We start from the raw sequence: 24,732 nt of genomic DNA on the forward strand, positions 1-24,732 counted from the left end.
TGTTTTACCTTTATCAATCACAATTATTAATGACTTAAAGTTTTTCTTTATAGTATGAAAATTAGATTTTTACTATAATTATAATATTAGTATGTTTGTTAGACTTAAAATAATTACTGATAGAAACGACAAATTATAGTTGTTTAAAAAATTAGAAAAGCATGGCGAAGCAAAATAATGATGCACAGGCACTTGATTATTGTATGAATATGATAGATAGTAAATGGAAGCCTATAATTCTGTATCATATAAATAAAGGTACCAATCGATTTAATAAGCTTTTTGCAGAAATTGAAGGTATAAATCGCCAAATGTTAAGCAAGCAATTAAAGTCTTTAGAACGGTCGGGTATTCTTGATCGTACCTTATATGGTGAAATTCCGCCACGAGTAGAATATACATTGACGCCATTAGGTAAATCATTACTTCCGGTTGTGAAGGCGATGACTGGCTGGGGGCAAAAACAAATAGCTGCGACTGTGACAATTCCTGAAGTTAAAGAGGTTCTAGAAGTGAAAGAAGTACCTGAAATTCAAGAATTACCCAAAGTTAAAGAAACTCCAGAAGTTCCACAAAATCAGCAGTTGCCACTTTTTTAATTCCCCCTTAGAATAATCTAATAAGTTTTCAAATGTGGATTTTAATGCCATGTAAAATCCTATTACAGCAAAATTGATTGCTTAGGTTTTGAATTAGATAAAAATTGGTTTGTTGCGCACGCGTAACAATCAATTTATGTAACTTCTAGCAACTAATTCAAATAACCACCATGAAACAAAGAACTACACTATGTGCATTCGCATGTTGTTTACTCGCCTTTAGTGGCGTGTACGCACAAAAGAAAAGATCAAACAAGCAAATTGAAAAGCTAAAAACGGAGGTTGCCGCTATTGTCGAGGAGAATAAAAAGCAATCTCAGGTAATGGTCGATAAGATTTTTAGTTTTTCAGAATTGGGTTTTCAAGAAGTAGAATCTTCAAAATATCTGACAGGAATTTTAGCTGAAAACGGATTCGAAATCGAAAACTCCATTTCAGGAATTCCCACCGCTTGGTTTGCAACTTGGAGCAATGGGGAAGGACCTACAATTGCTTTGGGTAGTGATGTAGATTGCATTCCAAAAGCATCCCAATATCCGGGTGTGGCATATCACAAGCCAATAGTAGAAGGAGCTCCGGGGCATGGCGAAGGACATAATTCTGGTATTCCAATGAATATTTCATCCGCCTTAGCAGTTAAAAAAATTATGGAGCGTGAGAATATTGGAGGTACACTTCTAGTTTGGCCAGGTATAGCCGAAGAGCTTGTGGCTGCAAAAGCATGGTATGTAAGAGATGGTCGTTTTGACGATATTGATATGTGCATTTTTACCCATGTGGGTAATAATCTTGGAGTCTCGTACGGACCAACAAGAGGTACGGGTTTAATATCGGTAGAATATTCTTTTGACGGCGAAGCTGCACATTCTGCCGGTTCACCATGGAGAGGAAAAAGTGCTTTAGATGCTGCAGAGTTGATGAATATCGCTTGGAATTATAAGAGAGAGCATCTACATCCACTAAAACGTTCACATTCTATATTTACCGATGCTGGTGATCAGCCAAATGTAGTACCTTCTAAAGCAGCTATCTGGTTTTATTTTAGAGATATAAAATATGAGGGAATCATGGAGATGTACGCCATAGCAAACGATATGGCTAAGGGTGCAGCGTTAATGACAGGTACAACCATGACCTCTAAAGTTTTGGGTACAGCATGGCCAAGACATTATAATAAGGTAATTGCAGAAACCATGTATGCTAATATAAAAGAGGTTGGACTGCCAGAATGGTCAGAAGCTGATCAAAAATTAGCTAAAGCTGTACAAACAGAAGTAAATTCAGAAAAAATTGAAGGTTTACCTGTAAAATTAGATGAATTAGGACTCCCGGTTCTTGAGCCAATTAGTGGTGGTTCTGACGATATTGGTGACGTATCTTGGAAAGTACCTACAGTAACGTTGAGGTACCCAAGTAACATACCTGGTCTACAAGGCCATCATTGGAGTAATGCGATAGCAATGGCAACGCCAATAGCACATAAAGGTGTCGTAGCAGGAGCAAAGGTAGAAGCTATGACGATAATAGACTTTTTATTAAAGCCTGATTTAATGAAAGGCGCGTGGGACTATTTTAATAATGAGCAGCAAAAAGATACCAAATACCAACCAATGATTTCTGAAAGTGATATGCCGCCAATTTATTTAAATAAAGACAAGCAAGATCAGTTTAGACCCGAATTAGAAAAGTTCTATTACGATGAAACCAAATACGATACATATTTAGAGCAATTAGGTATCGAGTACCCTACATTGAAAGATTAGGTTGTTGAATACTATCCATTAAAAAAGCCTTTCAGTTCAATTGAAATGGAAGGCTTTTTAGGTTATATAAAAAGAGGAATTAGATTTTCTTCTCTAGCAAAGCCATATAGAATCCGTCAAATCCACTTTTAGAAGCGTATATTTTTTTGTCTTTCACCAAGGTGAAGTCTTTACCTTCTTCAGATTTTAAGAAAGATTGAACCTGATGGCTATTTTCTTGAGGTAGGATAGAACAGGTAGCGTAAACCATTTTACCGCCTGGTTTCACAATTTTACTGTAGCTTCTAATAATATCGTGTTGTGTTTTTACAATCTTGTCTAGAAACTCTGGTTGCATTTTCCATTTAGAATCAGGGTTTCTTCTAAGAACTCCCAATCCTGTACAAGGGGCATCGATAAGAACTCTATCGGCGCTACCATAAAGTTTTTTATAAACTTTAGAAGAATCTATTTCACGTACTTCAATATTATGAGCACCGTTACGTCTAGCACGTCTTTTAAGTTCTTTCAATTTACTTCCGTAAATATCCATAGAAATCAATTGACCTTTGTTTTCCATTAAAGCGGCTAAGTGCAAAGATTTACCACCAGCACCAGCACATGTATCAACAACGCGCTGCCCAGGTTCAACATCTAAAAACTCGGCAACTAACTGAGAAGAAGCATCTTGAACTTCGAACATTCCGTTTTTAAAAGCTTGAGTAACAAATACATTTGCTCTCTCAACCAATTTCAAAGCAGAAGGATGACCTTTTACAGGCTCAGCAACTATATTCTCGTCTAAAAGTGCTTTACGTAATTCTTCTTTGTTCGTTTTTAATGTGTTTGTACGCAAAATAACATCTGCAGGTACATTAAGTTTAGCTAACTCTTCGGTCCATAATTTTTCACCCAAAGCTTTTTCGCAAAGCTCATCGATCCAATCTGGCACAGCTTCTCTATATTTTCTTATTTGAGAAAGCTCGTCGAATTTACCTTTAATTCTTCTTTCTGGTGTTGGTTCTATCTGTTTCCAATCAGGTAAACTAATACCTTTTAAAACAGCCCAAACTGCCCACATACGAAACAGGTCTGGTCTGCTAAAAGGAGCTTTAACTTCTGCTATTTCAGTATATAAACGCTTGTAACGTACCATTTCATAGGTAATCTCGGCAATAAAGCCACGGTCGCGAGCGCCCCAACGTTTGTCGTATCGTAATACTTTTTGAACCACCTTATCGGCGTATTCATTTTCGTTAAATATTAGGTTTAATGCGTCGATTACGGCAAACACCAAATTTCTGTGTAATTTCATTAGAAGTGATATTATTTTACATGGTCAGAAGATTTGAAGCCGTCATTGTATTGATTATCGATTAGATAGGCTTTAGTCCTCCAAAAAATTATGGCTGCAAAGGTATTGTTTTAGAAGCGATTCCATTTATTTTTGATCAACTTTATACCATAATCCTATGCGTTATACTTTTCTTTTGATTGTTTTAATGGTTTCATGTTCAGAAAGTGTGCCGCCAGCTACTTTTAATACGGTGGATATAGAAACAGTGTATTCAGATTCTTTAAGCATTCGAGCTATAGAGCTAATGGGTAATAGTTTAGCATTCGCTGCTAATAAAGGCACTTTTGGTACTATAGATTTAACTTCTGGTAAAGTGCGTGCGAATATTGAAAAATACCATACGAGCGTACCGGCGTTTAGAGCAGTGGCACATACATCTACCGATTTTTTTATGCTTTCTATAGAATCGCCAGCGCTGTTATATAAAACAGGAGATAACGGTCGAATGGAGTTGGTGTATAAGGAGGAGGGAGAAGGCGTGTTTTATGATGCTATGACCTTTTTGAATGATAAAGACGGAATTGCAATAGGAGATTCTGTCAACGGATGCTTAAGTGTTATAATGACTTCGGATGGTGGAAACACGTGGTCTAAACTACCATGTTCACAATTACCAGAAGGTATAGAAGGTGAGGGGGCTTTTGCGGCTAGTAATACAAATATCAAGACATTAGGTGATAACATTTGGATGGCAACCACATCTGGAAGAATTCTGTTTTCTTCGGATAAAGGGAATTCCTGGGAAACTTATCAGACTCCCATTAAAAATGCCGAGGCAACTGAGGGTATTTATTCCATTGATTTCTATGATGAAAATTTAGGTTTTGCCATTGGCGGAGACTACACCAATCCGGATACTTCAAAAGCCAACAAAGCAATAACAAAAGATGGTGGAAAAACTTGGAGCTTGGTAGCTGATGGTAGTGAACCCGGTTATAAAAGTTGTGTACAATTTGTGCCTGGTTCAAATGGAACAGGACTTGTAGCTATTGGTTTTACAGGAATTTCGTATTCATCAGATATGGGTGAAACTTGGAAAAAACTATCAAAGGAGCCTTTTTTTACCATACGCTTTCAGAACGATTCTGTTGCTTATGCTGCTGGTAAAAATCGTATTTCTAAACTAACCTTCAAATAATTATTTGCCGCCTTTATTCTGGCGATATTGTTTCATTAACTGTCGTTTAAATTCATCTTCTGAACGTAATAGCAAAAGCGTTTTTTTGGCTGAAATAACTTTGCTTACATTTTTGAGAAAGTTAGTATCCAATACTTCTTCCTCTTCTTCAATTTGTATATGTAAGGCTAATAGGTTTTCAGCCTCTTTTTCGGTTAGCGCATCGGCATCTTTCATTTTACCTCTGATCTTGTTATGACTTTTTTTGCGTAAAACATTTCTTTTTTCTTGATACTCATTATAAACAGGCCAGAATTCTTGAGCTTCTTTGGTGCTTAGAGAAAGTTTTTCAGTAATGAAAGCTACTTTTAACGTGTTTATCTTTTCCCAATCATGATTTTTTTGTCCGAAAGAAAGGGTTGTTACAAATAAGAATATGCTTATTATAAGTTTATTCATTGTCTTCAATATTAAATTCATCAAAATCACTTACGTTTTCATTTAAGTAATCTAGTAGGTTATCGCTCTCAATAGGTGAGCTTAAAAAATCTGAATATTCAGTATTCGTTACTGGTAATACTTCCGCAATTTCATACGGAGATAAACCAAAATCATTATTTTCAAAATAAGCTTCGATATCAGTATTTGCAAGGTCTTCAAAACTTAATTCGTTAGAAGAATTCCAATCGTAATTTAAAGCTACTACTGCTATTGCAGCAATAGATGCGGCTACGGCAAAAACTTTCTTTATAGAAAAAAGAGGTATAACCTTAGATTCAGTATTTAACTGTTTTTTCAAGGTCTCATTGAACGATTCAAAATAATTATCGGGTACATTGAACGCGCTATCTTTTGGGAGTAGGCTTTCTGGTTTAGATAATTTATCCATTAGTTTATCTTGAAAGCTATCGAAATAGCCTTCTGGAGTTTTAAACGGATTATTTTTGTTTTTGTTCATGATACTAGTTTGACAATCAATTGTATAAAAGGTTTAATCTTCTTTTAAATACTGTTCTAATTTTTTTACTGCTAAATGATAAGAAGCTTTTAATCCGCCTACCGAAGTATTCAATATTTCTGAAATCTCTTCATATTTCAATTCCTGAAAGTACTTCATGTTGAAAACCAATTTTTGTTTTTCAGGGAGTGTTGCAATAGCTTTTTGAAGTTGCAGTTGAATTTCATCTCCATCAAAATATACATCTGCTTCTAAATTAGATACCAATTTGTCTTGATAATCCGTATCGGAAACCCCTTGCAGTTTAGCTCGTTTTTTTATGAAATTCAACGCCTCGTTAGTTGCAATACGGTACATCCAAGAAAAGAGTTTGCTATCTCCTTTAAATCCGTCTATATTTTTATAGATTTTTATAAAAGTATTCTGTAAAACATCATCAGCATCGGCATGGCTTAATACAATATTTCGTATCTGCCAATACAAACGTTCTTTGTAGGTATTTACTAATACCTCAAAAGCTTGTGCTTGCTTGCTTTTAGTTTTTAAATCTAATACTAATGTTTCCTCTTCAATCACCTAGAAATGAGGTTTGTTTATACTTAGACCATTAAGTTAGGGAAAGGTTTAATCATTACTTAAGGTATTTGATATTTTTTAATAGGTATCCTAATAATTATATATTCTATCCGTTGTAAAATAAACCAAAACTTAATTTTATGATTTTAAAGAAGAGCTTTTTATTGATGTGCCTTTTTATAACTACATTTTCTGTAATCTCATGTAGTGATGACGATGAAGATGTAATGGAGCAAAACGAAGAGGAAACTGCAGAACTTGCTAGTTTTATGCTTTATGAAAATGTTGAATTTGAAGTAGATACAGACGGATTAGATACTAAACGCTTTTTTTCTACAACCACAGGCGATTTGTATTCTTATGATGAAATTGATGCTGAAATAGCGCCAACTATTGATTTAGCATGGTATGATATGAGTCCGTCAAATCGCGGATTCTTATTTTGGATGAGTCCTGATGATTTGTTCCAAGATGAGCAAATAGAAGGTGGTACAACGACTAAAATGGAAAATACAGCTGATCAGATGACTGTTGAAGAATTTGATGCAATTGCTGATGAAAGTTCGCTTATAGATTTAGTAATTGAAAATGAAGATGAGGCAATGGGACCACAAGATTATCCGACAATTGTTTTATTTGAGAATGCAGCGGGACATAAAGGAGCTATTAAAATGAAGAGTAACAACGGTCAAATCATGATTGTAGATATTAAAGTAGCTCGATAGTAACGTATTATCTATAAAAAATGAAAGCCATCTGAAAAGATGGCTTTTTTAATTTGTAAACTTTAAGAATAACTTGGAATATAAATTTATGCCAACGATTGCATTTGTACTAATTTTTTATAAGTACCATTGAGCTCTAAAAGTTCAGCATGAGTACCTTGTTCAACAATTTCGCCTTTTAGAAGTACTACAATCGTATCTGCATTCTGAATGGTAGAAAGACGGTGTGCAATGACAATAGACGTTCTGTTCTTCATCATTTTTTCAAGCGCATCTTGAACCAGACGTTCGCTTTCAGTATCTAAAGCAGATGTAGCTTCGTCTAATATCATTATCGGCGGATTCTTTAAAACCGCTCTTGAAATAGACAAGCGTTGCTTTTGTCCGCCACTTAATTTATTACCGCTATCACCAATGTTAGTTTCGTAGCCTTTAGGTAAATCCATTATAAAATCATGTGCATTTGCAATTTTAGCGGCTGCAATAATTTCTTCGTGGGTAGCATTTTCTTTTCCTAATCCGATGTTGTTTTTAACAGTGTCGTTAAATAAAATAGAATCTTGAGTAACCAAACCTAATAAACCACGAAGCGATTTTTTACTAAGGTTTTTAATGTTATTTCCGTCAATACTGATGTCTCCTTCATTAACGTCGTAAAAGCGAGTAACAAGATTGGCTATGGTACTTTTTCCACTACCAGATTGCCCGACTAAGGCAACTGTTTTACCTTTTTCAACGGTTAAATTGAAATTCTTCAACACATAATTATCTTCATATTTGAATGAAATATTGTTGATGTTAACAGCTGTGCTAAAAGTTTCTTGTTGAATAGGATTTTTAATTTCAGAAATCGGATTCTTGGTTTCCAGAATCTCCATAACACGTTCGGCTGCCGCATTACCTTTTTTAACGCTATAGGAGGCTTTGCTTATAGATTTAGCGGGCGTTAATATTTGATATGACAATGCCATATAAGTTATAAAGAGTTCAGCTTCAAGTGTTTTATCTACAAGTACCATTTGACCTCCATACCAAAGAATGACTCCGATAGCAGCAATACCAAAAAATTCACTTGTTGGTGAAGCTAAATTTTGTCTGTTGAGTAAGCTATTTGAGAAATTAAAAAATCTTTTAGTGGAAGCTTGAAATTTCTTAGCAAATACGGATTCGGCATTGAATGCTTTGATTACTCGTAATCCGCCTAAAGTTTCTTCTAAAATAGATAAGAAATAACCTTGTTCATTTTGAACCTTGTCAGATTTTCGTTTTAAAGATTTACCGATTAACGAAATTAAAAATCCTGAAACTGGAAGAAATAGAAAAACAAATAAGGTTAATTTCGGACTAATAGCTAACATGGCTATAATCGTAAAAATGATTGTAAGTGGTTCTCTTACAATTAGTTCTAAAATAGATAAAAAGGAATGTTGTATTTCTAATACATCAGATGTTATGCGGGCAATAGTGTCACCTTTCCTTTTTTCAGAATAATACGATATGGGTAGTTCTATAGTTTTATCATAGAGCTCATTACGTAAATCTTTAAGTACACCATTACGAAGAAATGTAATGAAGTACATTGCTAGGTAATTAAAAAGATTCTTTAGAAGAAACATAGTAATTATTAATCCTACCATTATCATAAGCACTTCGCCTGGATCGCTATGCTCGCTTCGTTCGGTAACATAAAAGTTTAAAGAGTCGGTAACAAAATCTCTTAAATCAGAAATACCCTTCCATTTTGGTTTGGTGTATATTTTTTCTGTTTGATTAAATAGCACATTCAACATTGGAAACAATGAAATCATCGCCAATGTTGAAAACAGTGCATAAAAGATGTTAGATATAATGTTTAGAATAGCATATATCTTGTAAGGCTTCGCAAAGCGAAGAATCTTTTTGAAATAATTCATTAAGCTAAATTAAGCTCAGCAAGAATACTCTTGACCTTATTGTCAAGTTCTGCTGCTACTTTTTTATAATCTTCAGTTTTTTCTAATTTCGTATTTGTACTGATGTAGAATTTCACCTTAGGTTCCGTTCCACTTGGTCTTGCTGCTATTCTTGTACCATCTTCAGTTTCGTAAATTAAAACGTTAGATTTTGGAATATCAATAGTTTTCTCTTCGCCAGTCAATACATTTTTAGCAATTGAAGTGTTGTAATCTTCAATCCACTTTACTTTAGAACCAGCGACAGATTCTACCGGATTTTCCTTGAAATCTTTCAACATCTGCTTAATTTCTTCAGCACCGCTAATACCTTTTTTGGTAATAGATACTAAATGCTCTTTATAGAAGCCATAATCAACATAACATTGAATTAAGTCTTTGTAGAAAGAACTGCCATTGGCTTTCGCCTGGCTAGCAATTTCACAAGCCAATAGGGTAGAGGTAACCGCATCTTTATCACGAACAAAATCACCTACCATATAACCAAAGCTTTCTTCACCACCACCAATAAAATCTGATTCTGGGAAGTCTTTGATCATTTTACCAATCCATTTAAAACCGGTAAGCGAAGTTTTGAATTCAACGCCATATGCTTTCGCCATAGCTTCCATCATAGGTGTAGAAACAATTGTGGTAGCGATAAACTCATTTCCTTTAAATCCTTTTTCTTTTCTCTTTTCAAGAAGAAATTTTGTCATTAAAACCATTGCTTGGTTTCCGTTGACAATTTCCATTTCTCCATCAAGGTTACGAACGGCAATACCTAAACGGTCACTATCAGGATCCGTACCTACAACCATATCAGCACCAATTTCTTCAGCCTTTTTAACAGCCATAGAAAGCGCTTCAGGTTCTTCAGGATTCGGAGATTTCACCGTTGGGAAGTTTCCGTCAGGTTTAGCTTGTTCTTCAATAATAGTCACATTTTCATATCCGCCTCGTTTCAATACTTCTGGTATAGCAGTTATTGAAGTACCGTGTAGTGATGTGAAAACAATTTTGAAATCATCTTTACCGGCAGCATTGAAATTTCCTGCAGCTACTGACTGTGAGATAAAAGCTTCATCGACTTCCTTATCAATTACTTGAATTAGGCTATCATTTGCTTCAAACTTTATATCTTCAAAAGCAAGAGAATTAATTTCAGAAACTATAGCTCCGTCTTGTGGTGGTACAATTTGTCCGCCATCTGTCCAATATACTTTATACCCATTATATTCTGGTGGGTTATGAGATGCTGTCAAAACAATACCTGCATGACAATTTAAATGTCTAACTGCAAATGAAAGTTCTGGAGTAGTACGCAAATCTGAAAAAAGGTATACTTTAATATTGTTTGCAGAAAATACTTCAGCTACAATTCTAGCTAGTGTATCACTATTATGACGGCAATCAAAAGCAATAACTACTTTAATTTCTTCGTCTTTATATACTTTATTAAGGTAATTGCTAAGTCCCTGTGTGCTTTTACCCAATGTATATTTGTTAATACGGTTGGTGCCCACGCCCATAACGCCTCTCATACCACCGGTACCGAATTCCATATTTTTATAGAAACGGTCATTCAGTTCTTCTTTATCGTTGGCGATAAGGTGTTCAATTTCTTTTTTTACAGCTGGGTCGAAAAAATCGGTAAGCCAGGTTTTAGCAGTATCTAGTATGTTATCCATTTTGGTTTATAGTTTTATGTGCAATTAAGTTAGTAAGAATTTTACTATTCTAAAAGTGCGGTGTTTATTTCTTCAGAGACAATATATCTTTTTTCTTCTTTCTTAGAACGTATTAATATTTCGCCAAGAAAGCCTGCTAAGAACAGCTGTGTTCCTATAACCATGGCTATCAGTGAAATATAAAATTGTGGTCGGTCTGTAATTAATCTTCCAAACTTGTTTATGAATAATTTATCTATACCTAAATAGATAGCAAATCCGAATCCGATTAAAAACATTAAAACGCCCAATGCGCCGAATAAGTGCATAGGTCGTTTACCGAATCTAGATACGAACCAAATGGTCAGTAAATCTAGAAAGCCATTTATGAAACGTTCCATTCCGAATTTTGTTTTACCGTATTTGCGAGCTTGGTGTTGAACCACCTTTTCTCCAATTTTAGAAAAACCGGCATTTTTTGCAAGTACAGGAATATATCGGTGCATTTCGCCCGATACTTCAATGTTCTTTACAACCTCTTTAGCGTATGCTTTTAACCCGCAGTTGAAATCATGTAAATAAACACCAGATGTTCTTCTAGCTGCCCAGTTAAATAATTTTGAAGGGGTATTTTTAAAGACGATAGAATCGTAGCGTTTCTTTTTCCAGCCAGATACTAATTCGTAGCCTTCATTGGTTATCATATTATATAACTCCGGAATTTCTTCTGGGTTATCTTGTAGATCGGCATCCATAGTGATGATAACATCGCCGCTTACGGCTTTAAAACCGGCATGTAGTGCTTGAGATTTACCGAAGTTGCGTAAAAAATGAATTCCCTTAACAGCAGGGTTTTCCTCAGATAATGATGTGATAATATTCCATGAGGCATCAGTGCTGCCATCATCAACAAATAGTATTTCATAAGAAAAATGATTGGCTTGCATCACAGATACAATCCAATCATGAAGTTCTTTAAGTGACTCTTCTTCGTTAAGTAAAGGAATTACTATTGATAATTGCATGCGCTACTTCTGGTATTGTCTCCAAAAATACTACAATTACTTAGTATTAATAAGCAGCTTCTTCTTTTTTCAGAATTAATCCACCAATAAGTGAAATTATTAATCCAAAAAATAATGCACTAATAAGAGCAAGTGCAGCGCTTAAAAATGGTCCAGAAAAGTTCTCCATCATTTTAACGGCAGTATCTATTTCGTCTTGGGTCATATCTGGATTTTGAGAAATCATTTCTGCTTTTTGAGCATCCATATAATTTGCCATAAAATCGGGTTCAATTATATTGATAAAAATCATTTTATATAAGATACCCATAATTGCAGCGATTAAGGCAATACCAATGCCGACCTTTATAGCCTCGCTTATAGTTAACAAATGGTTATTAGCCTCTCGAAATTTATAAATTCCAAATACAATAACACCTGCCATTATACTTATGTTCACAGCAAATAAAGCAAGACTTTGTTCGTATTGAAGACCTGCAATATAAAGCATTACGGCAAAAATGATAGTAAGGGTGCCTAGTACTATACCGTACGTTCTTGCAAATTTTCCTGTTTTAGGTTGATTTTCTTCCATGATAAATAGTGATTATAGGTTGTTTTGTATATTAGTACGTTGTCGAGATATAATGTTACAAAAGTGATAAAATTTAATTTTAATATTTTTTTTGATTTCTAAGTTGTCCGTTTGTATAATTTCACTATTTTTGCAGCCTTAAAATGAGTGCCCGTCGGAATGGGTGCGTTAAAGTTTTTATAATGAAAAAAAATTTACACCCAGAAAATTATAGGATAGTGGCCTTTAAGGACATGTCTAACGAAGAAGTATTTTTAACAAAATCAACAGCTGATACTAAAGAGACTTTAGAGGTTGAAGGTGTTGAGTATCCATTAGTAAAATTGGAGATTTCAAGAACTTCTCACCCGTTTTACACTGGTAAAGCAAAATTATTGGATACAGCTGGTCGTATCGATAAGTTCAAGAACAAGTACAAGAAATTTTCAAAAGAAGAGAAAAAAGAAGAAGAATAGTATTTTTATTCTTTCTATTAAATATAACGCCTTCGAAATTTTCGAAGGCGTTTCTTTTGCATTTAACTTTTAAATAAAGGAAGTTGTCTATTAAATATAGATGCTCTACGGATATTTGTTAATTTTGAAAAAAAATCATCTTGTATGAACTTTATTCTTTTTGATGGTCCTCGTAGGAATCATCTTTTACCCTTCACTTTTACGCGTCCTGTTTCAGAAATTCGAGTAGGTATCATGACCTTAAAAGAGCGTTGGGAAGCATTTTTAAAAGTTTCGGTAACATCTTTGACTGAAGACTATTTAAGTGTAAAATACCCTGTTAATTTAGAAGATTCTAATGTTTTTATAGACGCTTCGGTATTGCCATCGAACGAGTTGCTAAAAGCGGTTAAAGCTTTGCGGTCGGGCGAAAGGTTAATGTCAGGCGCATTGATAATCGCTTATTTAGCTGCAAATTCTAAAAGTGCAGATGAATTAAGTAATTTAGATGTAGTTGAATATAAAGGTGATATAGTTCAAATCAATAATACTTGGGATATTTTCGATAAAAACGCAGATATCTTACAGTTCGATTTTGATTTCATTACAAAGGGTCGAAAAAGTCAACCCATATCAAGTACTAACCAACTAATTCACCCAGAGCGTATATTTCTTGAAGAAGGAGCAAAGGTTGAGTTTAGTATTTTAAATGCTACTGACGGACCTATTTATTTAGGTAAGAATTCTGAAATTTGGGAAGGAAGTTTAATACGTGGTGGCTTGGCACTTTGCAATAATGCTATAATAAAAATGGGCGGTAAGCTCTATGGGGCAACTACTATTGGTCCTTATAGTAAAGTGTGTGGTGAAGTTAGTAACTCGGTTATTTTTGGATATTCAAGTAAAGGTCATGAAGGGTATTTGGGTAATGCCGTGTTAGGAGAATGGTGTAATATAGGTGCAGATTCAAATAACTCGAACCTTAAAAATAATTACGCGAAAGTTCGTTTGTGGAATTATGCCACGGAGAGTTTCGAACAAACCGGATTACAATTTTGTGGCTTAATGATGGGTGATCATAGTAAGACCGCTATTAATACCATGTTTAATACGGGTACTGTAATTGGGGTAAATTCCAATATATATGTTCCAGGTTTTCCTAGAAATTTTGTTCCCAGTTTTAGTTGGGGTGGAGCATCTGGGTTTACGGCATATCAGCCTGCAAAAGCATTTGATGCGGCTAAAGTAATGATGGCTAGAAGAGGGGTAGAGTTTGATGAAGTTGAAGCCAATATTTTAACCCATGTATTTGAAGTAACAAAAAAATGGAGAAAGTACTAAGTATTTAGAATTGAAATTCAACTACTTAGCTTGTTACAGCTAATTGAAGTTTAGGTATTTTTACACGCTCAAAGAGATTATTAGATGAAGAAGAAAGTGGCTTTTTACACTTTAGGATGTAAGTTGAACTTTTCAGAAACATCTACCATAGCCCGAAGTTTTGCTGACGAGGGATTCGATAGGGTAGATTTTTCAGAGAAAGCAGATATGTATGTTATAAATACATGTTCTGTAACCGATAACGCTGATAAAAAATTTAAGACCATAGTTAAAAAAGCACAGAAGATAAATCCCGATGCTTTTGTTGCCGCTGTAGGTTGCTATGCTCAATTAAAACCAGAAGAACTTGCTGATGTTGATGGGGTAGATTTGGTTTTAGGAGCTACAGAAAAATTCAAGATTACCGACTATATAAATGATTTAACCAAAAATGATCATGGTAAGGTCCATTCTTGTGAAATAGCAGATGCCGATTTTTATGTAGGTAGTTATGCTATTGGTGATAGAACAAGAGCTTTCTTGAAAGTTCAAGATGGTTGTGATTATAAATGTACCTACTGTACAATTCCTTTAGCACGTGGTATTTCTCGAAGCGATACTTTGGAAAATGTTTTAAAGAATGCGGCTGATATATCTGAGCAAGGCATTAAAGAGATTGTTTTAACGGGAGTAAATATTGGGGATTACGGTAAAGGGGAGTTTGGTAATAAAAAGCATGAGCATACTTTTTTAGATCTTGTTACGGCTTTAGATGATGTTGATGGTATTCATCGTTTACGAATTTCATCAATAGAACCTAATCTTTTAAAGAACGAAACCATTGAGTTTGTTTCTCAAAGTAAAACTTTTGTGCCTCATTTTCATATTCCCTTACAGAGTGGTAGTGATGATCTTCTTAAGTTAATGAAGCGTCGTTATATGACGAATCTTTATAAAGAACGTGTAGCGAAGATTAGAGAGGTAATGCCTAATTGCTGTATTGGAGTTGATGTTATTGTTGGTTTTCCTGGTGAGACTGAAGAACATTTTTTAGAAACGTATCACTTTTTAAATGATTTAGATATTTCTTATTTGCATGTTTTTACGTATTCGGAAAGAGATAATACTCCTGCAGCTACAATGGATGGTGTTGTGCCTAATAAAGTAAGAAGTAAAAGGAGTAAAATGTTACGCGGGTTGTCTGTAAAGAAGAGACGAGCGTTCTATGAGAGTCAGTTGGGTAATGATTTAACTGTGTTGTTCGAGGGTGAGAATAAAGAAGGGTATATTCATGGGTTTACTGAGAATTACGTTAAAGTAAAATCACCTTGGAATCCCGAATTGGTAAATACTTTGCATCAAGTGAAGTTGACCGAAATTGATAAGGACGGTCTGGTTCGGTTTAATTTTGTAAACGAAAAAGTAGAAGCATAAAAAAAGCCTTTCATTTGAAAGGCTTTTTAATTTATTAGATACGAATACCGATAGGTAACATTTCTTTGTATTGTCTTCTGTTCTTTCGAAGAAATCCTGCGATATGAGGACTAGTTGGAACGACTCTAAGATTTCTATCTTGAATAATACTTAAAACAGCTTTTATGAAGTTTTCTCTAAAATCTTCATCTGTAATTTCCTCAGGAACAACTAGCTTGGTAAGAAATATCTTTCTTTCTTGAGAAGAATATTCAATTCTGGCAAGATGACCATCTACAGTAGTTTCAAATTGTCGCAGAAAAGAATTGTCATTAATGATAACATCGTTCATATAGAAAATTTTAGTTTTGTTGTTAGACAAAAAAATTACGATGTTCTCATATCGTAATTTATCATTAGTGAATGCTGTATAAAATATAACATATCAAATTGTATATGTTTTTCACATTCTCTTACAAAAGTAGTTAAAAAATACTTAATTTCCTAGTTTTTACTACGCTTCGTGACTATGACAGATAATGTAATTCATGTGTATTGTATGCCTGGTATGGCAGCAAGTCCTGCTATTTTTGAGTATATAAAATTACCCAAAGAAAGCTTCGAACTTCATTTTTTAGAATGGAGTATTCCCGTAAGGGGCATTTCATTTGTTGATTATGCAAAAAACATGTGTAGTAAAATACAACATGAAAATGTGGTATTGTTGGGGGTTTCGTTAGGCGGACTCCTAGTTCAAGAAATGTCTAAGTATATTGAGGTAAGAAAAGTAATAATTGTGTCGAGTGTAAAAACTAGATATGAGTTGCCAAAACGTATGATTTTTGCGAGGTATACCAGTGTGCATAAACTGCTACCTACTGGTTTGGTTAACAATGTAGAATTATTAGCTAAATATGCATTTGGCGAAAGTGTAACGAAACGCCTTTCGTTATATGAAAAGTATTTATCTGTTAGAGATAAAAGCTATATAGATTGGAGTATAAATGAGCTGGTAAATTGGAAGCAAGAGGAGCCGTGTGAAAAATTGGTGCATATACAAGGTGAGAAGGATCCTGTGTTCCCAATTGAAAATTGTGGTAATTGTATACATGTGCCCAATGGAACCCATACCATGATAATACATAGGGCAAAGTGGTTTAACGAGAACTTGCCAACAATTATTTTGGAATAAGATAGTTCTATATATACCTTTGGTAGAGTAAAGTGTTGATAGAAATAATTTAAAATATAAAATTCATGAAAACTATTAAGAATATATTGATGTTGTTGGGTGTGGTATTTGTAGCAGGTACATTGATATTTGCTGTGGGAAATACTGATGGTATTATAAATAATGATAGGTTAGTTGCAAATGATAGCGTTCAGAAAAATGTATCTAAATCATATAAAATTTCATCTATAGATATACCTGCTGATTTGAATTTTGCAGGAGAGGTAGTTCCTCAGGCAGATCCAGAAATTATGGAGCGTATAGATCGTGAATTTTTGGTGAATACGTATTGGCAATCAAACGCAGTATTACTTATTAAAAGAGCTAATAAGTATTTTCCTGTAATTGAGCCAATTTTGGCTAAAAACGGAATTCCTGATGATTTTAAATATTTAGCTGTAGCAGAAAGCGGATTGACGAATGTGGTTTCGCCAGCAGGAGCAACTGGTTTTTGGCAGATAATGAGAGAAACGGGTAGAGAATATGGCTTAGAGGTAAATTCAAACGTAGATGAGCGTTACCATTTAGAAAAGTCTACAGAGGTTGCTTGTAAGTACTTAAACAGATGGAAAGACAAATATGGTAGTTGGGCATTAACTGCTGCTGCTTATAACGCAGGACCAGGTGCAATCAATAAGTATATGGGTATTCAGCAAGTCGATAATTACTGGGATTTGTTACTTGGTAGTGAAACAGGTAGGTATGTATTTAGAATTATGGCGATTAAAGAAATCCTTTCTAATCCAGAAAAGTATGGTTTTCATATCGAGAAAGAAGATATGTACGAAGCGGTACCGACCTTTACGGTAGAAATAGATAAACCAGTAAGCGACTTCGCTGATTTTGCACAAGAATATGAAATCAACTACAAAATATTAAAGCGCCACAATCCTTGGTTGAGAGAGGCGCATTTAAATAATAATTCTCGTAAAAAGTATACTGTAGAAATTCCTAATAAAGGATATTATAGAGAAACTAAATAAGATTAGATTTTCTTCATTTGTTGTTGCATCATTTTAATTTGATCCGTCAACATATTGTTTTTGTCTAATTTCTTGGCTTCGTTAAGTAACATGGTAGCTTCTCTCTTGCGACGTTTTTGCATGGAAATACCTGCTAGGCTTAATTTTGCCATAGCAACATCATAATCCATTGTTAAGCCAAGCTTTAGTGCTTTTTTAAAGTATTTCTCAGCTTGGGTTAAATTGGTTTGAGAAAATATAATACCATGTAGGTAATTATAGTAGCCTTGTTGTTTAAGGGTTAGTGCCCCTTCAGGATTTTTAATTTTATCTAACCAATTCTTTGTTCCGGTTAAATCTTGCTTACGCATTCTTAAAAAAGCCAAAAGAATAATTTCATTTCTAAAATAAAGAAAGATGAAAATTAAGGATAGTAGGATTAAAAATATGCCATTTCCGATGTTACCTTCTATAAATTGGTAGACAGAAAAAGCAATTATGAGTCCTGCAATGATTAATTTTAAATTTTTATTGAACATATTTTAAGTTTTTATTTCTTGATGATTGTTTGATTGTAATTTTGAAATTAATCGTAACCCTATTAAAATAAAGCGATTTCGGCGCTAAATTTCGATTCGGGCAAAATTAATCAAAAGCTTCGTTTTGTGACGTACGGATTTATAAAAATATTTTTTTCATATCACTTGTTAAAGAAAAAACTCTTTGTATATTTGCGCCCAGTTTCACAGAGAAATCTGAATAATTCAATTTAAATAGAAAAGGTTTAAGAGATGCCCGGACAAAAAAGAACATATCAGCCGTCAAAAAGAAAGAGAAAGAACAAACATGGTTTTCGTGAGCGTATGGCTTCCGTAAACGGTAGAAAGGTTCTTGCAAGAAGAAGAGCAAAAGGAAGAAAGAAATTGACTGTTTCCTCTGAAACTAGACATAAGAAATAATGATTGTATAGTTTTTATAATATATAGGTGTTACTTTTCCGAAAGTAGCACCTTTTTTTTGTCCAATTCCCAAAATACTCAACTCAAAAATGCCAAAAAGAAAAGATTTAAACTCAATTTTACTAATAGGATCAGGTCCTATTGTTATCGGTCAAGCATGTGAATTTGATTATGCAGGTAGTCAATCTTTACGTTCGTTACGTGAAGATGGTATTGAAACTATTTTGATAAATAGTAACCCTGCAACTATAATGACAGATCCTACAATGGCGGATCATGTTTATTTAAAACCATTAACAACGAAATCTATTGTAGAGATTTTAAAAGCACATCCTCAAATAGATGCAGTTTTACCAACCATGGGAGGTCAGACGGCGTTGAATCTTTGTATAGAAGCTGATAAAAAAGGAATTTGGGAAGATTTCGGTGTAGAATTAATAGGTGTTGATATCGATGCTATTAATATTACCGAAGATAGAGAACAGTTTAGAGAATTAATGTTGAAGATAGGTGTTGGTATGGCGCCACAGGCTACAGCAACTTCTTTCTTAAAAGGTAAAGAAATTGCTCAAGAGTTTGGTTTTCCTTTAGTAATACGAGCTTCTTATACACTTGGTGGTGCAGGAGCATCGATAGTTTATAAGCCAGAAGATTTTGACGAGCAATTAAGTTACGGTTTAGAGATTTCTCCAATTCATGAGGTAATGATCGATAAAGCCCTGATTGGGTGGAAAGAATATGAATTAGAGCTTCTAAGAGATAAAAACGATAATGTTGTTATTATCTGTGCTATAGAGAATATGGATCCCATGGGTATTCATACCGGAGATTCTATAACTGTAGCACCTGCAATGACATTATCTGATAGAACATATCAGAAAATGCGTGATATGGCTATACATATGATGCGTAGTATAGGAGATTTTGAAGGTGGATGTAATGTGCAATTCGCTGTTAGTCCTGATGAAAAGGAAGATATTATAGCAATTGAAATCAATCCAAGAGTATCAAGATCATCTGCTTTAGCTTCAAAAGCAACCGGGTATCCTATTGCAAAAGTGGCAACTAAATTGGCAATAGGTTACACTTTAGACGAATTAGATAATCAGATTACTAAATCAACATCGGCTTTATTTGAGCCAACATTAGATTATGTGATAGTAAAAATACCACGATGGAACTTTGATAAATTTGAAGGATCGGATCGTACTTTAGGTCTGCAGATGAAGTCTGTAGGAGAAGTTATGGGTATTGGTCGCTCTTTTCAAGAAGCATTGCATAAAGCAACTCAGTCTTTAGAGATTAAACGAAATGGCTTAGGTGCTGATGGTAAAGGGTATAAAGATTATGATCAAATAATAAGTAAACTGACCATACCTAGTTGGGATCGAGTTTTTGTAATTTATGATGCAATACAATTGGGCATTCCGCTAAGTCGTATTCATGAGATTACTAAAATCGATATGTGGTTCTTAAAGCAGTATGAGGAATTGTATTCTTTAGAAAAAGAAATTACAAAATATACGATTGCTACCCTGTCAAAAGATTTACTGTTAGAAGCGAAACAAAAAGGATTTGCAGACAGACAGATAGCACACATGTTAGATTGTTATGAAAGTGAAGTGTATACCAAGCGTACAGAGCTAAATATTAATAGAGTTTATAAACTTGTTGATACTTGTGCGGCAGAGTTTAAGGCGATGACGCCATATTACTATTCAACTTTCGAAGCAGAAATAGAAAAGCCAGACGGTACACGTTATGTTGAAAATGATAGTATAGTTACTGATAAGAAGAAGATTGTAGTTCTTGGATCCGGACCTAATAGAATAGGGCAGGGTATTGAATTTGACTATTGTTGTGTTCACGGAGTTTTAGCTGCAGCTGAATGTGGTTATGAAACTATAATGATCAATTGTAATCCTGAGACGGTTTCAACAGATTTTGATACAGCAGATAAACTTTATTTTGAACCAGTTTTTTGGGAACATATATATGACATTATACGTCATGAAAAGCCTGAAGGAGTAATAGTTCAATTAGGTGGGCAAACAGCCTTAAAATTAGCCGAGAAGTTATCTAAATATGGTATAAAGATTATAGGAACAAGTTTTGATGCTTTAGATTTAGCAGAAGATAGAGGTAGGTTCTCAGAAATGCTATTAGAGAATAATATTCCTTTTCCAAAATATGGTATTGCAGAAACTGCAGATGAAGCTTCTGAGTTAGCAGATACTTTAGATTTTCCATTACTAGTTAGACCTTCATATGTTTTGGGTGGGCAAGGAATGAAAATTGTAATTAATAAAGAAGAACTAGAAGAACATGTTGTTAATCTTCTTAGAAAAATACCAAACAACAAATTACTATTAGATCATTACTTAGATGGTGCTATAGAGGCAGAAGCAGATGCTATTTGCGATGGTGAAGATGTGTATATCATTGGTATCATGGAACATATAGAGCCTTGTGGGATTCACTCGGGAGATTCTAATGCAACACTACCACCATTTAATCTTGGTGAATTGGTAATGCAGCAAATTAAGGATCACACTAAAAAAATTGCGCTAGCATTAAATACAGTGGGTCTTATAAATATTCAATTTGCAATTAAGGACGAGGTAGTTTATATCATCGAAGCTAACCCTAGAGCATCTCGTACAGTGCCTTTTATAGCGAAAGCTTATAAGGAGCCTTATGTAAATTATGCTACTAAAGTCATGTTAGGCGAGAAGAAAGTGAAAGATTTTAAATTCAATCCGCAATTAGAAGGCTTTGCAATTAAGCAACCAGTATTCTCTTTCAACAAATTCCCGAATGTAAATAAGAATTTGGGTCCTGAGATGAAGAGTACAGGTGAAAGCATCTTATTCATCGATAGTCTAAAAGACGATGAATTTTACAACCTTTACGCTAGACGTAAAATGTACTTAAGTAAATAGTCTTATTATTAGACTTATAATATAGTAGAAGGGGAACTTAGATTTATTTTAAAGTTTCCCTTCTGCATATAATCTTCTAATCTCTTTCTTGTCAAATTTACCAACGCTTGTTTTTGGTACTTCATCGATGATAACATAATTGTCGGGTATTTGATAACTAGCAAATTCTTTTGATAAAAATTCTTTCAATTCTTCGGTTGATACATGTTTATTTTGGTCTGCTAAAACTAATGTTGCTAAAGGTCTTTCAGACCATTTTTCATCAGGTATTGCAATTACAGCAGCTTCTCTAATATTCGCATGCGACATCAGCGCTAGTTCTAGTGCGACGCTAGATATCCATTCACCACCACTTTTTATTAAATCTTTGGTGCGATCGGTAATTTCCATGTACCCATTAGCATCGATTGTGCTTACATCGCCTGTTCTAAACCATCCATCTTCTGTAAAGTTATCGCGGCTATTAGTCTTAAAATAAGACTTAATAACCCAGACTCCTTTAACTTGTAATTCTCCCATTGTTTTTCCATCACGAGGAGCTACTTTTCCGTCATCACCAATTATTCGCATTTCTATGCCTGGAAATTCAATTCCTTGTTTTGCACGTACTTTAATTTGCTCTTTATAGCTAAGGCTATCATGTTTTCTTTGAAGTCTGCTGGCGGTACCAAGTGGTGAGGTTTCTGTCATACCCCATGCTTGAACTCCTTTAATTCCGAAATCTTTTTCAAAATTTTCTATAAGACTTCCAGATAAAGCCGAGCCGCCAACTAAATACTCTTCTAAGGCTAGTTTTGTTTTCGGTGGATTCTTTTTCATTTCTTCATACACACCTCTCCATATAGATGGTACTCCGTTAGCTTTGTTGATATTTTCACTTTCAAGAATTCTAATAATGGCATCTGGTCGCAGGTGTAATGAGGGCATAACCATGTCTGAACCGGTTAACAAGCACATATATGGAAAACCCCATGCCATTACATGAAATTGAGGCACAACTAATAAAATTATATCATTATTACTGTAATTACCGGCATTTGGTGATAGAATAGTCATCGCGTGTAGGTATGTTGATCTGTGGCTATATAAAACTCCTTTTGGCATACCTGTAGTGCCACTTGTGTAGCACATGCCGCTTGCATCATTTTCATTTATCGTCGGCCATTCAATAGCATCTAATTGTTCTCCTATTAAATCTTCGTAATGTATCGTATTAGGTAGGGTAGTGGTAAAGCCTTTTGGGGCATTAATAATTATATATTTTTCTACAGTCTCTAGTTTAGGGGCTATTTTTTCTAATAAAGGAACTAAGGTCGCATCAACAAAGATTACTTTGTCTTCAGAATGATTGATAATGAATTCTGTTTGCTGAGATGATAATCTTATATTGATGGTATGGCAAACAGCACCTATACCAGGTATGCCGTAATATAATTCTACATGTTGATAATGGTTCCAAGCAAATGTACCGACCATATCACCTTTAGTAATTCCTAATTTATTTTTTAAGGCATTAGCAAGCTGACAACAACGCTTATATAATTTCCCGTAGGTATATTCATGTCTGCTTCCATCAGGTAAGTATGAAATCAATTTTTTGTCTGGAAAAGCACTATTCGCATATTTTAAGATGGTGTTTGTGGTAAGTGGGTAATCCATTATTAATCCGTTCATAAAAACATACTTTAAATTCAAATAATTGCTTGACCCTTAAATTTAATCAATTTATATTGAGATATCATCACAATTTTAACATATGCTGATGTGAATAAACGTAGATACCTCATAATCTGCATCATCCCTTTTTAAGGTTAAAAAATTATTTTATTAGATAATTCAATTTTGCCCTTTATTGCTAATCTTGTTTCGTTAACGCAAAATGATTGAGGTTGAAAAAAGTTGTACTTATAGTGATTTTTTTAGTGGTACTATTTACATCATTTACATATTGGTCATTATCTAGTACCGATAAAACATTCGATACTTGTGAGATTGTAGGGCTTTCTGATGTCGATAATATAGATTTTAAAAAGTATGACTCTGTTTTAGTTGCAGCAAGCACTTTGTATGAAGCTAATAGAATTAAAAATGTAATGCAGGGCGAGCAGTATAGAAAAGCGTGGTCTACACCTGTAAAAGTTCCAATCTTATATTTAAATGATAATGTACATATTTTAGAAGAAGGTGGAGGCAAACAAACGCATTCACTAAAACTACAGAAAGATGACGGTAGCTTGATGACGTTGCGTAGTGTTTCTAAAGACCCTTCACCATTAGTACCGAAAATAGCCCATACTTTAGGGATAGAAAATATAGTGGTCGATGGTATTTCTGCACAACATCCTTATGCTGCATTAGTAGTTTCTGAACTTTCAAAAAAAGGAAATATTCTAAATACCATGCCTGAGTTGGTGTTCTTACCAAAACAAGAACAACTTTCAGATTATAATGATAAATATGGAAATCGGTTATTTCTTTTAGAATATGAAACAGAAGGAAACGCAGCGTGGTTAGGTCTTAAGAATGTAGATTCGTTAATAGATACAGATGATTTACAAGAGCTTAAAGTTAAAAACACAAACAAGGTTAGTTTAAATGTAAATGCATTGGTTAGGGCACGTCTATTTGATTTGTTGATAGGTGATTGGGATCGTCATGCGAAACAATGGGGCTGGGCTATTGAAAATAACGGAGACTCAATTATTGCTGTTCCTTTACCGTGCGATAGAGATAATGCATTTTTTAATCTAGAGGGTGTGTTGCCGACTTTAATATCAAATAATGCTTTTCTTCCAGAGGTGCAAAGTTTTGAATCTGAAATTGATTTTTTACCGGGTTTAATATCTCCGTTCGATGTGTATTTTATGAGAGATATTCCGCTATCAGTTTTTGAACAAGAAGCGAAACAATTACAGTTATTGTTAACAGATGAAGCTATAGAGTCATCTTTTAGAGTATGGACAAATGAAATTTTTGAGTTAGATGGAAAAGAGCTAATTGCGAAAATTAAAACTAGGCGAAATGACCTAGAGGATTATGCAATTTTATTTCATCAAGAGTTGATTAAAAGTGAAGAATTGACCGAAGAATTAAAAGGGTCTGAAGATGTCGAAATGACCAAAGCGCAGATGGCGTGTTTTAATTGTGGTAATAAATAAAATGCGCAATGATAAATATTAAGAATTAAACCCAAAATT

The 24,732-nt window shown here is 34.3% G+C and carries 23 protein-coding genes; 12 read left to right on the forward strand and 11 right to left on the reverse strand.

What is annotated here, in order from left to right:
* Positions 1–161: 161 nt before the first annotated feature.
* Together QSV08_RS03545 and QSV08_RS03550 are read left to right on the forward strand one after the other, a co-directional pair.
* Positions 162–599: a winged helix-turn-helix transcriptional regulator gene (locus QSV08_RS03545; protein ID WP_324026639.1), complete on the forward strand. Its 438-nt coding sequence runs from the start codon at positions 162–164 to the stop codon at positions 597–599.
* Between the two features lie 170 nt (positions 600–769).
* Positions 770–2,362, forward strand: coding sequence for an amidohydrolase (locus QSV08_RS03550; protein ID WP_324026641.1), 1,593 nt, complete (start codon positions 770–772; stop codon positions 2,360–2,362).
* A 79-nt stretch (positions 2,363–2,441) separates the two neighbouring features.
* Here the strand turns inward: QSV08_RS03550 and QSV08_RS03555 are convergent, their stop codons facing one another.
* A complete protein-coding gene (locus tag QSV08_RS03555) occupies positions 2,442–3,656 on the reverse strand; it encodes an RsmB/NOP family class I SAM-dependent RNA methyltransferase (RefSeq protein WP_324026643.1) in 1,215 nt (404 codons plus the stop codon).
* 157 nt (positions 3,657–3,813) lie between these two features.
* Between QSV08_RS03555 and QSV08_RS03560 the strand changes: the two genes are divergently transcribed.
* Complete coding sequence (locus tag QSV08_RS03560) at positions 3,814–4,836, forward strand: WD40/YVTN/BNR-like repeat-containing protein (protein WP_324026645.1); 1,023 nt, start codon at positions 3,814–3,816, stop codon at positions 4,834–4,836.
* On the opposite strand, the gene QSV08_RS03565 is transcribed toward QSV08_RS03560, so the two are convergent.
* From QSV08_RS03565 to QSV08_RS03575, 3 genes are read right to left on the reverse strand one after another with little or no spacing between them, the layout of a single operon-like run.
* Positions 4,837–5,274, reverse strand: a complete 438-nt coding sequence (locus QSV08_RS03565; RefSeq protein WP_324026647.1) for a hypothetical protein — start codon at positions 5,272–5,274, stop codon at positions 4,837–4,839.
* A complete protein-coding gene (locus QSV08_RS03570; protein ID WP_324026649.1) occupies positions 5,267–5,773 on the reverse strand; it encodes a hypothetical protein in 507 nt (168 codons plus the stop codon). Before QSV08_RS03570 ends, QSV08_RS03565 begins: the two co-directional genes overlap by 8 nt.
* Positions 5,774–5,806: 33 nt before the next feature.
* Positions 5,807–6,349 (reverse strand): RNA polymerase sigma factor, encoded by a 543-nt coding sequence (locus QSV08_RS03575; RefSeq protein WP_324026651.1) that lies wholly within the window; start codon positions 6,347–6,349, stop codon positions 5,807–5,809.
* Positions 6,350–6,489: 140 nt separating this feature from the next.
* Between QSV08_RS03575 and QSV08_RS03580 the strand changes: the two genes are divergently transcribed.
* Positions 6,490–7,074 carry a hypothetical protein gene (locus QSV08_RS03580; RefSeq protein ID WP_324026653.1) on the forward strand — a complete coding sequence of 195 codons (585 nt, stop codon included), beginning with the start codon at positions 6,490–6,492 and terminating at the stop codon, positions 7,072–7,074.
* A gap of 86 nt (positions 7,075–7,160) precedes the next feature.
* On the opposite strand, the gene QSV08_RS03585 is transcribed toward QSV08_RS03580, so the two are convergent.
* Genes QSV08_RS03585 through QSV08_RS03600 form a run of 4 tightly spaced genes read right to left on the reverse strand, consistent with a single transcriptional unit; the run spans position 7,161 to position 12,274 of the window.
* Entirely contained in the window at positions 7,161–8,987 is a 1,827-nt protein-coding gene (locus tag QSV08_RS03585) for an ABC transporter ATP-binding protein (RefSeq protein WP_324026655.1), read from the reverse strand.
* Positions 8,987–10,696 carry a phospho-sugar mutase gene (locus QSV08_RS03590; protein WP_324026657.1) on the reverse strand — a complete coding sequence of 570 codons (1,710 nt, stop codon included), beginning with the start codon at positions 10,694–10,696 and terminating at the stop codon, positions 8,987–8,989. The genes QSV08_RS03585 and QSV08_RS03590 overlap by 1 nt, the downstream gene beginning before the upstream one ends.
* A 44-nt stretch (positions 10,697–10,740) precedes the next feature.
* Positions 10,741–11,700 (reverse strand): glycosyltransferase family 2 protein, encoded by a 960-nt coding sequence (locus QSV08_RS03595; RefSeq protein WP_324026659.1) that lies wholly within the window; start codon positions 11,698–11,700, stop codon positions 10,741–10,743.
* A gap of 46 nt (positions 11,701–11,746) precedes the next feature.
* Positions 11,747–12,274, reverse strand: coding sequence for a DUF4199 domain-containing protein (locus QSV08_RS03600; protein ID WP_324026661.1), 528 nt, complete (start codon positions 12,272–12,274; stop codon positions 11,747–11,749).
* A gap of 182 nt (positions 12,275–12,456) precedes the next feature.
* Between QSV08_RS03600 and QSV08_RS03605 the strand changes: the two genes are divergently transcribed.
* The 3 genes from QSV08_RS03605 to mtaB all read left to right on the forward strand — a co-directional run bounded on the left by QSV08_RS03605 (position 12,457) and on the right by mtaB (position 15,462).
* Positions 12,457–12,729, forward strand: coding sequence for a type B 50S ribosomal protein L31 (locus tag QSV08_RS03605; protein WP_324026663.1), 273 nt, complete (start codon positions 12,457–12,459; stop codon positions 12,727–12,729).
* A gap of 144 nt (positions 12,730–12,873) precedes the next feature.
* Positions 12,874–14,049, forward strand: a complete 1,176-nt coding sequence (locus tag QSV08_RS03610) for a GlmU family protein (protein ID WP_324026665.1) — start codon at positions 12,874–12,876, stop codon at positions 14,047–14,049.
* An 84-nt stretch (positions 14,050–14,133) separates the two neighbouring features.
* The gene (mtaB, locus tag QSV08_RS03615; RefSeq protein WP_324026667.1) at positions 14,134–15,462 is read left to right on the forward strand and encodes a tRNA (N(6)-L-threonylcarbamoyladenosine(37)-C(2))-methylthiotransferase MtaB; all 1,329 of its coding nucleotides are present in this window, start codon (positions 14,134–14,136) and stop codon (positions 15,460–15,462) included.
* 34 nt (positions 15,463–15,496) lie between these two features.
* Here the strand turns inward: mtaB and QSV08_RS03620 are convergent, their stop codons facing one another.
* Positions 15,497–15,793 carry a GNAT family N-acetyltransferase gene (locus QSV08_RS03620; RefSeq protein WP_073244921.1) on the reverse strand — a complete coding sequence of 99 codons (297 nt, stop codon included), beginning with the start codon at positions 15,791–15,793 and terminating at the stop codon, positions 15,497–15,499.
* A 177-nt stretch (positions 15,794–15,970) separates the two neighbouring features.
* Between QSV08_RS03620 and QSV08_RS03625 the strand changes: the two genes are divergently transcribed.
* Both QSV08_RS03625 and QSV08_RS03630 read left to right on the forward strand, forming a co-directional pair.
* Entirely contained in the window at positions 15,971–16,633 is a 663-nt protein-coding gene (locus QSV08_RS03625) for an alpha/beta hydrolase (RefSeq protein ID WP_324026669.1), read from the forward strand.
* A gap of 65 nt (positions 16,634–16,698) precedes the next feature.
* Complete coding sequence (locus QSV08_RS03630) at positions 16,699–17,655, forward strand: lytic transglycosylase domain-containing protein (RefSeq protein ID WP_324026671.1); 957 nt, start codon at positions 16,699–16,701, stop codon at positions 17,653–17,655.
* A gap of 2 nt (positions 17,656–17,657) precedes the next feature.
* Here the strand turns inward: QSV08_RS03630 and QSV08_RS03635 are convergent, their stop codons facing one another.
* Positions 17,658–18,173, reverse strand: a complete 516-nt coding sequence (locus tag QSV08_RS03635; RefSeq protein WP_299317760.1) for a DUF2892 domain-containing protein — start codon at positions 18,171–18,173, stop codon at positions 17,658–17,660.
* A 252-nt stretch (positions 18,174–18,425) separates the two neighbouring features.
* On the opposite strand from QSV08_RS03635, the gene rpmH reads away from it, so the two are divergent.
* Both rpmH and carB read left to right on the forward strand, forming a co-directional pair.
* Positions 18,426–18,593, forward strand: a complete 168-nt coding sequence (gene rpmH, locus QSV08_RS03640; protein ID WP_027067351.1) for a 50S ribosomal protein L34 — start codon at positions 18,426–18,428, stop codon at positions 18,591–18,593.
* Positions 18,594–18,682: 89 nt separating this feature from the next.
* Complete coding sequence (gene carB, locus QSV08_RS03645; RefSeq protein WP_324026674.1) at positions 18,683–21,535, forward strand: carbamoyl-phosphate synthase large subunit; 2,853 nt, start codon at positions 18,683–18,685, stop codon at positions 21,533–21,535.
* 48 nt (positions 21,536–21,583) lie between these two features.
* Here carB and QSV08_RS03650 read toward each other — a convergent pair whose 3' ends face one another.
* Entirely contained in the window at positions 21,584–23,209 is a 1,626-nt protein-coding gene (locus QSV08_RS03650; protein ID WP_324026676.1) for a long-chain fatty acid--CoA ligase, read from the reverse strand.
* Positions 23,210–23,424: 215 nt separating this feature from the next.
* Here QSV08_RS03650 and QSV08_RS03655 point away from each other — a divergent pair, with 215 nt between their 5' ends.
* On the forward strand, positions 23,425–24,693 hold the full coding sequence (locus QSV08_RS03655) for a hypothetical protein (RefSeq protein ID WP_324026677.1): 1,269 nt from the start codon (positions 23,425–23,427) through the stop codon (positions 24,691–24,693).
* The last annotated feature ends 39 nt before the right edge of the window (positions 24,694–24,732 follow it).

It is taken from the genome of Maribacter sp. BPC-D8, from assembly GCF_035207705.1.
In the GTDB taxonomy this organism is placed as follows: Bacteria; Bacteroidota; Bacteroidia; order Flavobacteriales; family Flavobacteriaceae; genus Maribacter.

What these genes read in the sequence shown, in the direction of transcription:
- QSV08_RS03605 (WP_324026663.1), top strand. Translation starts at nt 12,457, where the DNA reads ATGAAAAAAAATTTACACCCAGAAAATTATAGGATAGTGGCCTTTAAG.
- QSV08_RS03560 (WP_324026645.1), top strand. Translation starts at nt 3,814, where the DNA reads ATGCGTTATACTTTTCTTTTGATTGTTTTAATGGTTTCATGTTCAGAA.
- carB (WP_324026674.1), top strand. Translation starts at nt 18,683, where the DNA reads ATGCCAAAAAGAAAAGATTTAAACTCAATTTTACTAATAGGATCAGGT.
- QSV08_RS03650 (WP_324026676.1), bottom strand. Translation starts at nt 23,209, where the DNA reads ATGAACGGATTAATAATGGATTACCCACTTACCACAAACACCATCTTA.
- mtaB (WP_324026667.1), top strand. Translation starts at nt 14,134, where the DNA reads ATGAAGAAGAAAGTGGCTTTTTACACTTTAGGATGTAAGTTGAACTTT.
- QSV08_RS03555 (WP_324026643.1), bottom strand. Translation starts at nt 3,656, where the DNA reads ATGAAATTACACAGAAATTTGGTGTTTGCCGTAATCGACGCATTAAAC.
- QSV08_RS03570 (WP_324026649.1), bottom strand. Translation starts at nt 5,773, where the DNA reads ATGAACAAAAACAAAAATAATCCGTTTAAAACTCCAGAAGGCTATTTC.
- QSV08_RS03565 (WP_324026647.1), bottom strand. Translation starts at nt 5,274, where the DNA reads ATGAATAAACTTATAATAAGCATATTCTTATTTGTAACAACCCTTTCT.
- QSV08_RS03545 (WP_324026639.1), top strand. Translation starts at nt 162, where the DNA reads ATGGCGAAGCAAAATAATGATGCACAGGCACTTGATTATTGTATGAAT.
- rpmH (WP_027067351.1), top strand. Translation starts at nt 18,426, where the DNA reads ATGCCCGGACAAAAAAGAACATATCAGCCGTCAAAAAGAAAGAGAAAG.
- QSV08_RS03585 (WP_324026655.1), bottom strand. Translation starts at nt 8,987, where the DNA reads ATGAATTATTTCAAAAAGATTCTTCGCTTTGCGAAGCCTTACAAGATA.
- QSV08_RS03580 (WP_324026653.1), top strand. Translation starts at nt 6,490, where the DNA reads ATGATTTTAAAGAAGAGCTTTTTATTGATGTGCCTTTTTATAACTACA.
- QSV08_RS03600 (WP_324026661.1), bottom strand. Translation starts at nt 12,274, where the DNA reads ATGGAAGAAAATCAACCTAAAACAGGAAAATTTGCAAGAACGTACGGT.
- QSV08_RS03635 (WP_299317760.1), bottom strand. Translation starts at nt 18,173, where the DNA reads ATGTTCAATAAAAATTTAAAATTAATCATTGCAGGACTCATAATTGCT.
- QSV08_RS03590 (WP_324026657.1), bottom strand. Translation starts at nt 10,696, where the DNA reads ATGGATAACATACTAGATACTGCTAAAACCTGGCTTACCGATTTTTTC.
- QSV08_RS03620 (WP_073244921.1), bottom strand. Translation starts at nt 15,793, where the DNA reads ATGAACGATGTTATCATTAATGACAATTCTTTTCTGCGACAATTTGAA.
- QSV08_RS03595 (WP_324026659.1), bottom strand. Translation starts at nt 11,700, where the DNA reads ATGCAATTATCAATAGTAATTCCTTTACTTAACGAAGAAGAGTCACTT.
- QSV08_RS03630 (WP_324026671.1), top strand. Translation starts at nt 16,699, where the DNA reads ATGAAAACTATTAAGAATATATTGATGTTGTTGGGTGTGGTATTTGTA.
- QSV08_RS03550 (WP_324026641.1), top strand. Translation starts at nt 770, where the DNA reads ATGAAACAAAGAACTACACTATGTGCATTCGCATGTTGTTTACTCGCC.
- QSV08_RS03625 (WP_324026669.1), top strand. Translation starts at nt 15,971, where the DNA reads ATGACAGATAATGTAATTCATGTGTATTGTATGCCTGGTATGGCAGCA.
- QSV08_RS03610 (WP_324026665.1), top strand. Translation starts at nt 12,874, where the DNA reads ATGAACTTTATTCTTTTTGATGGTCCTCGTAGGAATCATCTTTTACCC.